Source organism: Candidatus Methylacidiphilales bacterium, assembly GCA_030054035.1.
Taxonomy (GTDB): Bacteria; Pseudomonadota; Gammaproteobacteria; order JASGCS01; family JASGCS01; genus JASGCS01.
In genome coordinates this window covers 370443-382371 of record JASGCS010000001.1, presented here as the reverse complement: position 1 = coordinate 382371, position 11929 = coordinate 370443, and the positions used below count along the sequence as shown (strand labels likewise).

The window sequence follows — 11929 nt, the reverse complement described above, 5'->3', positions numbered from 1 at the left end:
ATGAAAAGTGATTCTGTGCTTGAGGATCTAATAGTTGCTTTTACAATGCTTCCTGGCATTGGCCATAAGTCTGCTGTTAGAATGTCTTACCACCTGCTTCAAAAAAATCGACCTGGTGGAAAAAGCCTAGCTAAAGCTATTGAATTCGCCATGGATTCAATCTCATGCTGCTCTTCTTGTAGAAATTTTACAACTTCCGAAGTGTGTGTAATTTGTTCTCAGTCTAAACGCGACAAATCTATACTATGTATTGTGGAAAACCCAATCGATGTGCTATTAATAGAACAAATCGGTCTATTTAATGGCTTATATTTTGTGTTAATGGGTCATTTATCACCTTTAGATGGTATTGGCGCCTATGAGTTAGGTATGCCACTTCTACGCTCTCGAGTATTGCAGGGGGGGGTGAAAGAAATGATTATCGCAACAAATGCAACTGTAGAGGGTTCAGCCACGGCAAATTACATAAAAGAGTTAACCAGTGATCTGAAAATAAAAATAACTAGAATTAGCCATGGATTACCTGCGGGTAGTGAGCTAGAATATGTAGATAGTACTACTTTGGCCTGTGCTTTAATGGAGCGAAAAGAACTGAATTAAATAAAATGATAGAAGATTTGTTTATAAAAATTATTTCAAGAGAAATTCCGGCAACAATACTTTATGAGGATGAAGAATTAATTGCTTTTGAAGACATTGCGCCTCACGCCCCTTGTCACTTTTTAGTAGTACCAAAAAAACAAATAAAGACAATTAATGAGATTAATGAAAATGAAGCTTATCTAATAGGTTTAATGATATTTCGCGCTAAAGAAATTGTAAGTAAAAAAGGGTATGCAAATTCAGGCTACCGATTGGTAATGAACTGTAATGAAGACGCTGGACAAACCGTAGGCCATATTCATTTGCATGTACTTGCTGGTAGAAAACTATCTTGGCCGCCTGGATAATAAGAATGTAAAATTACCATGCTGATTAGTAAAGATAATCTAATTTGGGTTGATTTAGAAATGACTGGACTAAATCCAGACACAGATTTAATACTTGAAATTGCTACAATTGTAACTGATAAAAATATTGAGGAGTTGGTAATCGGCCCCCATTTTACGATCCATCAACCAATCAATGTGTTGGACTCAATGGATAATTGGAATAGGTTGCACCATGGAAAATCTGGTCTAATTAAAGACGTGCTTGGTAGTTCAATTACCGTAGAAATGGCTGAACAGATAACTATTAAATTTTTAAGCAAGTATTGCTATCCAGGCGAATCGCCAATGTGTGGTAATTCTATATGCCAGGATAGAAGATTTATGGCAAGATTAATGCCAAATTTAGAACAGTTTTTTCATTACAGGAACTTAGATGTCAGCACACTAAAAATATTAGTTAATCGATGGTTGCCAGATCGAGCGATGAAGCGGGATAAAAAAAAATCAGCGCATAGAGCATTGGACGATATTAAAGATTCTATAAAAGAGATCAAGTACTATAAAAGTATTATTTTTGAAAACCGGTAATTACAGATCGGGTATGATTTAATTCCCAATCATTAAATGCGCCTGGATATCCAAGAACATGTTGAAATCCAGAGTATTTGAGTACGCAGTATACAAAAGAAGATCTCATGTGGGTGTGGCAATAGCAAATAACTTTACTGTCTTTATTTATACCTAGCGAAACTAACTTATCTAATATATTATTTACTGGCCTGAGCTCACGTGAGTCTGTTTCACTATAAAAATAGAGATGAGGTAAGTGAATTGCGTTTGGAATATGTCCGCCTCGTGTGCAGTTTTTTCTCTCCTCACCAGTAAATTCTTCTATTGTTCTAACATCAAGAATTTTATACGAAGGATTGTTAGTTTGTGAAACTATGAAATTTGCATCAGCTATTACGGTATTATTTATGGAAACTGGCAATGCTTGATTAGTGATAATTGGCTTGCTAAATTTATTGTTTAATAAACCTGATTCGATATATGCAATGCAATTTTCGATAGTGCCATTCCAAATTGAACAGTGGTATATTCCGAAGGCGTGCATTGTCCAGATACAGCGTGAACTTGATATGTAGTCATCATTTCCACAGATGAAAAAATACCCATTACTTATTTTTAGAAGTTCCCCAAATGCATTTTGAAATTCTTCAATAGTGCATAAATACCCATTTCGGTCATATCTTGTATTCATTAATTGTTGTATTGGTAAAAATAAGTAGTTAGACGGAAATTTTAATTGTCGATATTTAATCGAAGAATTTTTAGCCACTTCAATTACTATTGGATAGTGAACTTCGCTATCTAAAAGAGATTCATTCGATGAATACCACAAAGGTTTGCTGTGCATGGTGTCCATGATATAATAACATGTATAAAATTTATTGAGGTGTATATTATGAAATTTGTTCGACTAGTTGTTATTTTATTTTTTTGTAGTGGGTTAACATTTGCAGATACCTTACCAGATTTTACTGACTTAGCAAAAAACAGTGTTAAATATGTTGTTCATATTACATCAAAGAAAAATGCCCCCGAAACACAAGCTAAAAATAAAGATGAGAGCAAAGGAAATGATCCAGATGAATTGTTAAAGAGATTTTTTGGCGATCCCCAAAGTTCCTCGCCAAGCACATCATTTGGCTCTGGTTTTATCTATGATAAAAATGGTTATATAATTACCAACCATCATGTTATTAAAGACGCAGATGAAATAGAAGTCAGTCTTTCTGACATCAGCACTTATACAGCTAAAGTAATTGGCAGTGATGAAGTAAGTGATATTGCACTACTCAAAATTGAAGCAACTAATCTACCATTTGCAAAACTTGGAAACTCAACCGATTTAAAAGTCGGTGAATGGGTCGTGGCAATCGGCTCACCATTTGGTTTTGATCATACCGTAACAAAAGGAATTGTAAGTGCAATTTCAAGAAGTTTAGCAAATGAAATTTATACGCCATTTATTCAAACTGATGTGCCTACTAACCCTGGTAATTCAGGTGGACCTCTTATTAATTTAAAAGGAGAGGTGGTAGGGGTAAATTCAATGATTGTAAGCAAAACTGGAACATATATTGGGCTTTCTTTTGCAATTCCAATAGACACAGTTAAAACTATCGTAACTGAATTAAGGGCTAATAAAAAGATCATTCGTGGATGGTTAGGAGTCTCAATACAAACAGTTACCAAACAATTAGCCGATAGTTTTGGTTTAAAAAAACCATCAGGAGCATTAGTTGCGGAAGTGGTCTCTGATTCTCCAGCAGAAAAAGCAGGTATAAAATCAGGAGATGTAATATTGAAATTTAACAATAACGAAATAGTGCAGTCTTCAGATTTACCGCCAATAGTAGGCGCGACACCTGTCAATTTTCCTATCGAGATAGAGCTTTTAAGAAATAGAAAAATAATAAAAATATCAGCAACTTTATCTCCTCTCAAGAATTCTAAAATTTCTAAAACCAATGATGCGGGAGACCCTGACGATCAGTTAAGTTCAAATACGTTCACTTTTTATGGAATGACAGTTGAAAATACGCAAGAAAAAACGGGTGTTCAGGTTGCAAAAATAACTAAAAGTGGTCCTGCAGTAAATTCTGGAATACAAGTTGGTGATTTAATCTTAAGGATAAAATCAAAGGACATTAAATCAGTGGATGATTGTCAAATTGCTATTCGTGGAATTCCTAGTGGCACCCAAGTTCCGTTCTTTATTAAACGTGGGACGAGCACTATGTTTATTCCGATAAAATCGCCTTAGTGTGTAGGTACAATTGCCAATCGAGACGATAAGAAACTTCTCAATAATTGCCCATGTCGATCATGGGAAATCAACATTGGCTGATAGATTTATTGAGATTTGTGGTGCTTTAGACCATGGCGTTGCACAAAATCAGATGTTAGATACTCTTTCAATTGAGCGTGAAAGAGGGATTACGATAAAGTCTCAATGTGTTCGTTTATCATACACATCTATTGCGAATCAAGTTTTCACATTTAATCTGATTGACACTCCTGGTCATGTTGATTTCTCATACGAAGTGTCTAGGTCACTTTCAGCCTGTGAGGGCGCGTTGCTCGTTGTTGACGCAACACAAGGCGTTGAAGCACAAAGTATCGCTAATTGCTACACCGCTCTCGCTCAACATATTGAAGTTATTCCAGTCATAAATAAAATTGATGTAGCTTCTGCAGACTGCGAAATGACAATAAATCAAATTGAAAATTTAATTGGAATAGAAGCTAAAAATGCTATTAGAGTGAGTGCTAAAACAGGTCAAGGAGTTAGAGATTTATTAGAAAGAGTGCTTATTGCCGTACCACATCCAAAAAAACATGCAACTACAAAACTACAAGCGCTCATTATTGACTCTTGGTTTGATAACTATGTTGGCGTCGTCTCATTGGTTAGGATATTTTCAGGCTCAATAAAGAAAAAACAAAAAATTAAGATATATTCAAATAAAAATATTTTTGTAGTAGAAAAGATTGGTTGTTTTACCCCTAAAAAAATTGATTTAGAAGAATTAACTGAGGGTGAGGTGGGGATTATTATTGCTGGCATAAGAGACATACACGCAGCTCCGGTGGGAGATACTATTTTAGACGAACAGGATTCAGTTTCAAATCCTATTGAAGGGTTTAGAAAAATTCAGCCTAGGGTATTTGCAGGGTTATATCCAATTGATACAGATGATTATGATCGTTTTAGAGATTCCCTTTTAAAGCTAGGCCTTAATGACTCCTCGTTATATTTTGAACCAGAAAATTCCACTGCATTAGGATTGGGATTTCGTTGTGGGTTTTTAGGTTTGTTACATATGGAAATAATACAAGAACGCCTCGAACGTGAGTACAATCATGATTTAATAACAACTGCCCCAACCGTTGTGTATGAGGTTCTTAAAAAGGATGGGGTAGTAGTTCGTATCCATAATCCAAGCGAGCTTCCTTCGCCTAATGAAATTAAAGAAATCAGGGAACCTTTTATTCTTGCAAAAATCATAGTTCCGCAACTTTATGTTGGACCAGTAATGCAATTATGTATGGATAGAAGAGCAAAATTAATTAAACAAAACCATTTTGGTAGTCAGGTTTCTTTGGAGTTTGAGATGCCGTTATCAGAAGTTATAATGCATTTTTTTAATGAACTTAAATCAGTTTCTAGGGGTTTTGCGTCATATGATTATGATTTCTTAGAGTACAGAGTATGTTCAGTGATGAAACTTGATATATTGTTGAATGGAGAAAAAGTTGACGCCCTTTCTACCATTATCCATAAAGATAGATTAGATAAATATTCAAGAACTATAGTTGAACGCTTAAAAGAACTAATCCCTAGGCAAATGATCCCAATTGCTATTCAATCAGCTGTGGGTGGATCAATAATAGCTAGAAGTTCAATTAGTGCACTTAGAAAAAATGTCATTGCAAAATGTTATGGTGGAGATGTTAGTCGAAAGAGAAAATTACTAGAAAAACAAAAGGAAGGAAAAAAAAGAATGAAAACATTTGGTAGAGTTGATATACCGCAAGAAGCGTTTTTATCAATATTAAAATATTCAAAATGATTTATTTTATTGATTTTACATTTTGGCTTTTTATTGCTTTTTTAATAGTGGGTATGATACAACTATTAATTAAAGGAAAATTGTTGCCGATTAGTAATTCGTATATTTCAAAAATATACGAATTTAATAAAAGCATCGTTTGGATTTTACTTTTAGTAGTGCTTTTACGTGGCTCGATGTTTGAGCCATTTAAAATCCCTTCCGCGTCAATGATGCCTACTCTTATTAAAAATGATTTTATTTTGGTGAATAAATTATCTTATAGTGTGCAGTTACCAATCTTTAATTACCCACTCATAAAACATTCAAAGATTAAACATGGTGATGTGGTGGTTTTTTATTTCCCAGTTGATCCAACTAAACACTATATTAAAAGAGTTGTGGGATTGCCAGGTGATACTGTTCGGTATGTAGATAAGCAGCTTATTGTTAATTCTACTCAATATATCAAAGAGTATGTTAAAATAACCGCGCAACAAATCAGTGGTGTTGATACTATTGAATATATTGAGCGTTTACCCTCAAGAGAATATAAAATATACAATATAGAACATGCAAGAAATAGCTGTGATGAAGGTGAGTGGATAGTCCCGAATGGAAAATATTTTGTGATGGGTGATAATCGAGATAATAGTTATGATAGTCGTTGTTGGGGTCTCGTGCCAGAGAGAAATGTGGTTGGTGAAGCTATTGTGATTTGGATGCATTTTGGTAAAGAAGTTTTAAGTAGAATAGGAGTGATAAACTAATGACATTAAGCACAATTGTTAGCAGGCAAAAAGGAATTTTTCTTTGGTTATTTGGAATACCTGCCCTGGGTTTTATTTTAACATTGGGGATTAAATTAGTTCCCTATTATATAGAGTATAAAACTGTAGAAAAAGTAGTAAACGATTTTGTTAATTTACCAGAAATACGAGGTCTTTCCTCTGAATCGATTAGATTTGAACTAGAAAAGAAACTTTCTGAAAATGATATTAAGAATGTTGACAAGTCTACAATAAAAATTATTAGAAAAGAAGGTTCACGTGATGCAACAATTATTGTTACATTCTTCGCTGAAGAAGAGATAGTTTCTGGTTATGGGTTTTATGTAAGACTTTTAAAGGAAGCTTATTTACCAGCTCCTTAAATAAAATGCTAGAATCAGAATTTTCTGAAAAACTAGGATATTATTTTGTTAATAAAGAATTATTAATTGTTGCAATAACCCATCCAAGTTCAGAGAGTGTTCATAATGAGAAACTTGAATTTTTAGGTGACTCTCTACTGTACCAGATTGTTACCGAATACTTATACTCAAATTATCAAGAATTGACAGTTGGGGAATTGTCTGTCAAGCGTGACGCGATTATTTCCAACAGTAATTTAACTAATATAGCCTATTATCTACTGATAGACAAAATTATAATTTGTGGAAACTCTGTGAATTTGCAACAATTAGATCATATGAAAAAATCTTTAGCGGATGTAGTGGAAGCTTTATTTGCCGCAATTTATATTGATGGCGGTTATCATGTTACTAGAAACTGCGTTCTAAAATTATGCATGAAAGATGCCAACCTTTTGCATATTAAGTCTCATAAATCTACTTTGCAGGAAATTCTTCAAGCTAAGCATGAAAAACTACCAATATATAGTGTAATTGGGAAATCGACCGATGGAATGTTTACAATTAATTGCGTTGCGTATGTTCAAAGTAAAAAGATTGAAACCACTGGAACGGGAAGTAGGGTCAGACAAGCTGAAGAAATGGCTGCGTCTTTAATGATCACTCAATTAAATTGCTAGATTGCGCACATGATTTCTAAAAAGTATTTTGGCTCAGTTGCTATAATCGGCAAAACAAATGTTGGTAAATCATCTCTATTCAATATGGTATCGGCAAAGCCGTATGCGGGAGTTACTCATAAAATTAACACAACGAATGTAGTTCAATTCGGAATTACCACAATTGCGAATACACAGTTAGTTGTAATTGACACACCAGGAATAGAATCGTATAATAAAAATCAAAAAACATTCAACGAATTGCTCTCACTCTCTAAAAATATTTCTGTTATATGGTATATGGTTGATAGCAAACATTATTCTCAAGAAGATATACAGATTCTCTTAAAAATAAATAGTAAAAAAATTCCTAGTTTAATTATTATGAATAAAATTGATGTACTAACTAAAATTGACCCATTGCAATATATAAATGACTATTGTTCTAATATTTCTTTTATTAAACATATTGTTCCTTTTAGCACTAAAAAAATAAGTTATAAAAAAAAAATATTATCTCTGACTGATCAATTCACCGAAGAAGTTTATGATCATCCTTATTTATATGATTCAGAGATTTCTAACAAGCAATCTATTATCCATTCAGTGCTTCGTGAACAATTGTTAGTACATATTCATCAAGAAATACCCTACACGCTCAACTATCGAATTATAAAATTGGACCAATCAGATAAGTCTATAAATATATCTATTTTGCTTGTGACCAATAAAAAAAGCCATTTACCAATACTGGTTGGTAGCAATGGTGCCACTATTAAAAGATTAGGTATATCTATTCGGAAAAGATTGATACTACTATTTGAATTAAAAATTCACCTATCTTTAAAAGTGATATATGAAAAGAGTTGAAATTAATCAATCATCATATGTTTTATCTATGCAATCATTTAGAGAAACAAGTATTCTTGTTGATTTATTTACACTAAATCATGGAAGAGTAACGATAGTTGCCAAAGGCGCTAGAAAAAAATCAAAACGCCCGGCGTTACAATTGTTTACTAATTATGAATTATCGTGGTCTGGTATGTCTGATATCAAAAACTGTTTTTCCTGGGAGGAAGTTGGGCACTCAAGAAGAACTTATTCTTTGGTAACCTATAAGTATTTTTATCAATTATTTTATATTAACGAGCTTTTAAAAAAAATTCTAAAAGTATTTGATGCCCACAGACCGCTTTTTGAGTTGTATAAAGCGTTAATTAATACTTGTTCCAGTAGTCAATCTGATATCAAACAATACCATATTTTATATTTTGAACTACAAGCACTAAAATATACTGGATACGGTATTGTAGATAGTATTAAGCAAGAAGAAATCGATTGTTCAAAACGGTATATGTGGAAACATGGAGTTGGGTTTACAGTGTTACATAATGAAAAAGTTGATATGGGTGTGTCGGGTCATTGTATATTAGCAATATCTAATAATTCATTAGAAATTTTAAGCGATATTGATATTAGAAACCTCAGAATATTAGTAAATAATATATTCAAACAGCAATTTAATATAAATTATTTTAAAACATTCAAAACATATGTTCCACATACTATCTTGATTTAATTATAATTACCAAGTGAGCCGGTCTACAAAACTTACTGACATTTTTACCACATTGAAACAATTCCCCCAATCACCTAACACTATTCTTGTGACAGAAGTATCGTCGATAGTAAGTAAGTGAACTCCGGGTTTATGAATATGTCCATGTATTAATAAATCAAATTTATAATTTCTATGTAGCTTAAGAATAGCTGATTCACTTACATCATAGTTTGTCAAACCCTTTTTTATTTTGTAGCTTACGGTACTTAAAAATCTAAGAAATGTAGCTAAGTATAGTTTTTGTTTATGATTGAGCGCTTGTATACCTTTACGAACAATGCGTGAACGTAAGATGGATTTGAAGACTTGATAACTTACATCGTTGGTGCAAAGACTATCACCATGTGTCAGGCAAATGGTGCGGGTCATATTATTTTGTATGGTTATAATTGAAGGATCTGCAAGTAGTATAATTCCGAAGCGTTTTAAAAAAGTATTCGAAATCAAAAAATCCCTATTTCCTACTATAAAATAAACCGGCACATTTTGATCAACGCATTTTTTTAAGTGTTCAAAAATATCGATAAATTCTGCTGGTATTTCCTCTTCACTTATCCAGTAATTAAAAAGATCACCTAAAATATAGAGAGATGCGGAATCGGCTAAAATATTGTCTAAGAATGAATGAAATGATTTTAATAAATTTGTATCTTTGGTAGTTAAGTGTATATCAGAAATAAAATAGTGATATTTCATGGTTAATAAACTCCTATTATACGATAGTCTTAGAGCTTTAAAAAAACCTTTAATACCGTTAGAAGATAATGTAATCAAAATGTATGTTTGCGGTGTTACCGTATATGATGATTGTCATATTGGGCATGCTCGAGTTGCTACGATATTCGATTCTTTAGTTAGATTTCTTGTAACATTGAATTTATCTGTAGTTTATGTACGAAATATAACTGATGTCGATGATAAAATCATAAATAAAGCCAAGGAAAGAAAATGCAATCCTGCTGATATTGCAAATCAATATATTGCTTCCATGCATTCGGATTATGACTCTCTGGGATTGTTAAGACCAACTCAAGAACCACTTGCTACTCGATATTTAATAAATATGTTTGAGTGCATTCAAATTCTTCTCGATAAGAAAGTTGCTTACGCTACAACCAAGGGCGATATTTATTTTTCTGTTAGTGCTTTTAAAGATTATGGAAAATTATCAAAGCGAAGTATTGAAGATATGTTTTCAGGCGTCCGAGTCCTAAACGATGAAAATAAAAAACACCCCGAAGATTTTGCTCTATGGAAAATAGTAGACACATCTGATTATGGCTACCAATCACCTTTTGGAGTAGGTAGGCCTGGGTGGCATATTGAATGTAGCGCTATGGCTAGAACTTGTCTAGGAGAGCAAATTGATATTCATGGCGGCGGTAATGATTTAATTTTTCCACACCATGAAAACGAGATTGCTCAAACTGAATCAATAACAAATAAAACATTTGCATCACATTGGCTCCATGTTGGTTTTGTTAATTATGATAATAAAAAAATGAGTAAATCACTAGGTAATACCTTATTAATTAAGCAATTTAGAAAATTGTATAGCGCAGATACATTAAGGTATTTTATGTTATCCACACATTACAGAAGTCCCATAAACTATCATCATAAGTCACTTTCACAAGCAGTAGAAAAACTAACTAAAATTCAAACAGCATTACATGTAGATGTAGAAATAAACTCATTAGACATTACAGACAATGAATTTTATAAAGAATTTATAAACCATTTATTAAATGATTTTAATACCCCAGAAGCGTTACAAATTCTTCATTTGCTAGCACATGAAATACATACAAATAAATCTAAAAATAGATTAAAAATTGCTAATCATCTCTCAATTGTTTTGAAAATTCTTTGTTCTTATCTTGGATTATTTAGTGAAACTACGATAAAATCTAACATTTCAAAAGCTAATATTGAAGAATTAGTAGCAAAAAGAAATATATATAGAACTAATGGCGACTACAAAAATTCTGACATTATTAGAAATGACTTACTAGAGCAAGGTGTGATACTTGAAGATGGTCCCTTAGGTACTAGTTGGAGATATAAACTGTAAATTTAGGTGTGTGCTATGTGCCTCGAGTGTGTTTACTAACACCATTGTTACCGTCATTGGCCCAATCCCTCCAGGTACAGGTGTGTATGCGTATACATTTCCTACCAATTTCTCTTGATCAAGATCGCCAACAATTTTACCGCTACTATCTCTATTTATGCCAATATCTATTACTGTGCATTGCCTTGGAATCCACTCACAATCAATAATATTTCTTTTGCCAGTTGCAACGCAAAGCAAATCAGCCTTTTTGACATGCTCTTCTAACTTATTGGTTAATCTATGGCAGCAAGTAACTGTAGCGCCCTTTAATAAAAGCTCCAAAGCAAGCGGTCTTCCAACTAGATTTGATACTCCAACCACTACTGCATGTTTTGATTCAGGTGAAATTTTATAGAAATCTAAAAGTGCCATCACTCCTTTGGGGGTACAGGGTCTTAACTGCGGAGATCGTAATGCCAACCTCCCAACATTTTGAGGGTTAAAACCATCTATATCTTTAGAGGGAGAAATTCGTGAACAGATTTCAAGTGTGGATAAGTGGCTTGGCAAAGGTAATTGTACAAGTATTCCATCAGTGTTTTGGTCAGTGTTGCAATAATCAATTTCTGATAATATTTCTTCAATTTTAATATTATTTGAAAATTGTTTTAAATTACATTGAATACCTAATGAGTTGCAAGCTTGTATTTTTTTCTGCACATAAATTTTACTCGCGTCATTATCACCAATTAGAAACACAGTTAAAGATGGCAATCTAATGCCATTTAAAAGTAATTGTTTAATCCAAGTGCGTAGTTCCTTTAGAATCTGCTCTGAACAAAAATTTCCATCAAGCATAATGCTATCAATTGATTTATTTTTAGGCATAGTATAATATCGTACGATA

At 33.0% G+C, this 11929-nt stretch carries 14 protein-coding genes; 11 read left to right on the top strand and 3 right to left on the bottom strand.

Annotation, left to right across the window (positions count from 1 at the left end):
- From recR to orn, 3 genes are read left to right on the top strand one after another with little or no spacing between them, the layout of a single operon-like run.
- Positions 1 to 600, top strand: a complete 600-nt coding sequence (gene recR, locus QM538_01955) for a recombination mediator RecR (protein ID MDI9347247.1) — start codon at positions 1 to 3, stop codon at positions 598 to 600.
- 17 nt (positions 601 to 617) lie between these two features.
- Positions 618 to 950: a histidine triad nucleotide-binding protein gene (locus QM538_01950; protein MDI9347246.1), complete on the top strand. Its 333-nt coding sequence runs from the start codon at positions 618 to 620 to the stop codon at positions 948 to 950.
- Between the two features lie 18 nt (positions 951 to 968).
- Positions 969 to 1520, top strand: coding sequence for an oligoribonuclease (gene orn, locus QM538_01945; GenBank protein ID MDI9347245.1), 552 nt, complete (start codon positions 969 to 971; stop codon positions 1518 to 1520).
- On the opposite strand, the gene QM538_01940 is transcribed toward orn, so the two are convergent.
- Positions 1501 to 2349 carry a rhodanese-like domain-containing protein gene (locus QM538_01940; protein MDI9347244.1) on the bottom strand — a complete coding sequence of 283 codons (849 nt, stop codon included), beginning with the start codon at positions 2347 to 2349 and terminating at the stop codon, positions 1501 to 1503. The two genes, orn and QM538_01940, sit on opposite strands and share 20 nt — an antisense overlap.
- Before the next feature lie 48 nt (positions 2350 to 2397).
- On the opposite strand from QM538_01940, the gene QM538_01935 reads away from it, so the two are divergent.
- Genes QM538_01935 through recO form a run of 7 tightly spaced genes read left to right on the top strand, consistent with a single transcriptional unit; the run spans position 2398 to position 8924 of the window.
- Positions 2398 to 3762 carry a Do family serine endopeptidase gene (locus QM538_01935; protein ID MDI9347243.1) on the top strand — a complete coding sequence of 455 codons (1365 nt, stop codon included), beginning with the start codon at positions 2398 to 2400 and terminating at the stop codon, positions 3760 to 3762.
- A gap of 13 nt (positions 3763 to 3775) precedes the next feature.
- Positions 3776 to 5572: a translation elongation factor 4 gene (gene lepA / locus QM538_01930; protein ID MDI9347242.1), complete on the top strand. Its 1797-nt coding sequence runs from the start codon at positions 3776 to 3778 to the stop codon at positions 5570 to 5572.
- Complete coding sequence (lepB, locus tag QM538_01925; GenBank protein ID MDI9347241.1) at positions 5569 to 6321, top strand: signal peptidase I; 753 nt, start codon at positions 5569 to 5571, stop codon at positions 6319 to 6321. The genes lepA and lepB overlap by 4 nt, the downstream gene beginning before the upstream one ends.
- The gene (locus QM538_01920; protein ID MDI9347240.1) at positions 6321 to 6704 is read left to right on the top strand and encodes a DUF4845 domain-containing protein; all 384 of its coding nucleotides are present in this window, start codon (positions 6321 to 6323) and stop codon (positions 6702 to 6704) included. The genes lepB and QM538_01920 overlap by 1 nt, the downstream gene beginning before the upstream one ends.
- A 5-nt stretch (positions 6705 to 6709) precedes the next feature.
- Entirely contained in the window at positions 6710 to 7363 is a 654-nt protein-coding gene (locus tag QM538_01915; protein ID MDI9347239.1) for a ribonuclease III domain-containing protein, read from the top strand.
- Positions 7364 to 7372: 9 nt separating this feature from the next.
- The gene (gene era / locus QM538_01910; GenBank protein ID MDI9347238.1) at positions 7373 to 8212 is read left to right on the top strand and encodes a GTPase Era; all 840 of its coding nucleotides are present in this window, start codon (positions 7373 to 7375) and stop codon (positions 8210 to 8212) included.
- Positions 8199 to 8924 (top strand): DNA repair protein RecO, encoded by a 726-nt coding sequence (gene recO / locus QM538_01905; GenBank protein MDI9347237.1) that lies wholly within the window; start codon positions 8199 to 8201, stop codon positions 8922 to 8924. The genes era and recO overlap by 14 nt, the downstream gene beginning before the upstream one ends.
- Positions 8925 to 8930: 6 nt before the next feature.
- On the opposite strand, the gene QM538_01900 is transcribed toward recO, so the two are convergent.
- On the bottom strand, positions 8931 to 9662 hold the full coding sequence (locus QM538_01900) for a UDP-2,3-diacylglucosamine diphosphatase (GenBank protein ID MDI9347236.1): 732 nt from the start codon (positions 9660 to 9662) through the stop codon (positions 8931 to 8933).
- Here QM538_01900 and cysS point away from each other — a divergent pair.
- Complete coding sequence (cysS, locus tag QM538_01895) at positions 9661 to 11040, top strand: cysteine--tRNA ligase (GenBank protein ID MDI9347235.1); 1380 nt, start codon at positions 9661 to 9663, stop codon at positions 11038 to 11040. The genes QM538_01900 and cysS overlap by 2 nt on opposite strands.
- On the opposite strand, the gene QM538_01890 is transcribed toward cysS, so the two are convergent.
- A complete protein-coding gene (locus tag QM538_01890; GenBank protein MDI9347234.1) occupies positions 11011 to 11910 on the bottom strand; it encodes a tetrahydrofolate dehydrogenase/cyclohydrolase catalytic domain-containing protein in 900 nt (299 codons plus the stop codon). The two genes, cysS and QM538_01890, sit on opposite strands and share 30 nt — an antisense overlap.
- Positions 11911 to 11929 lie beyond the last annotated feature (19 nt).

Bases quoted from the DNA above. Each gene is read 5' to 3' on its own strand.
- QM538_01900 (MDI9347236.1), bottom strand. From the start codon at position 9,662: ATGAAATATCACTATTTTATTTCTGATATACACTTAACTACCAAAGAT.
- QM538_01890 (MDI9347234.1), bottom strand. From the start codon at position 11,910: ATGCCTAAAAATAAATCAATTGATAGCATTATGCTTGATGGAAATTTT.
- recO (MDI9347237.1), top strand. From the start codon at position 8,199: ATGAAAAGAGTTGAAATTAATCAATCATCATATGTTTTATCTATGCAA.
- QM538_01940 (MDI9347244.1), bottom strand. From the start codon at position 2,349: ATGCACAGCAAACCTTTGTGGTATTCATCGAATGAATCTCTTTTAGAT.
- QM538_01920 (MDI9347240.1), top strand. From the start codon at position 6,321: ATGACATTAAGCACAATTGTTAGCAGGCAAAAAGGAATTTTTCTTTGG.
- QM538_01915 (MDI9347239.1), top strand. From the start codon at position 6,710: ATGCTAGAATCAGAATTTTCTGAAAAACTAGGATATTATTTTGTTAAT.
- era (MDI9347238.1), top strand. From the start codon at position 7,373: ATGATTTCTAAAAAGTATTTTGGCTCAGTTGCTATAATCGGCAAAACA.
- lepB (MDI9347241.1), top strand. From the start codon at position 5,569: ATGATTTATTTTATTGATTTTACATTTTGGCTTTTTATTGCTTTTTTA.
- cysS (MDI9347235.1), top strand. From the start codon at position 9,661: ATGGTTAATAAACTCCTATTATACGATAGTCTTAGAGCTTTAAAAAAA.
- QM538_01935 (MDI9347243.1), top strand. From the start codon at position 2,398: ATGAAATTTGTTCGACTAGTTGTTATTTTATTTTTTTGTAGTGGGTTA.
- recR (MDI9347247.1), top strand. From the start codon at position 1: ATGAAAAGTGATTCTGTGCTTGAGGATCTAATAGTTGCTTTTACAATG.
- orn (MDI9347245.1), top strand. From the start codon at position 969: ATGCTGATTAGTAAAGATAATCTAATTTGGGTTGATTTAGAAATGACT.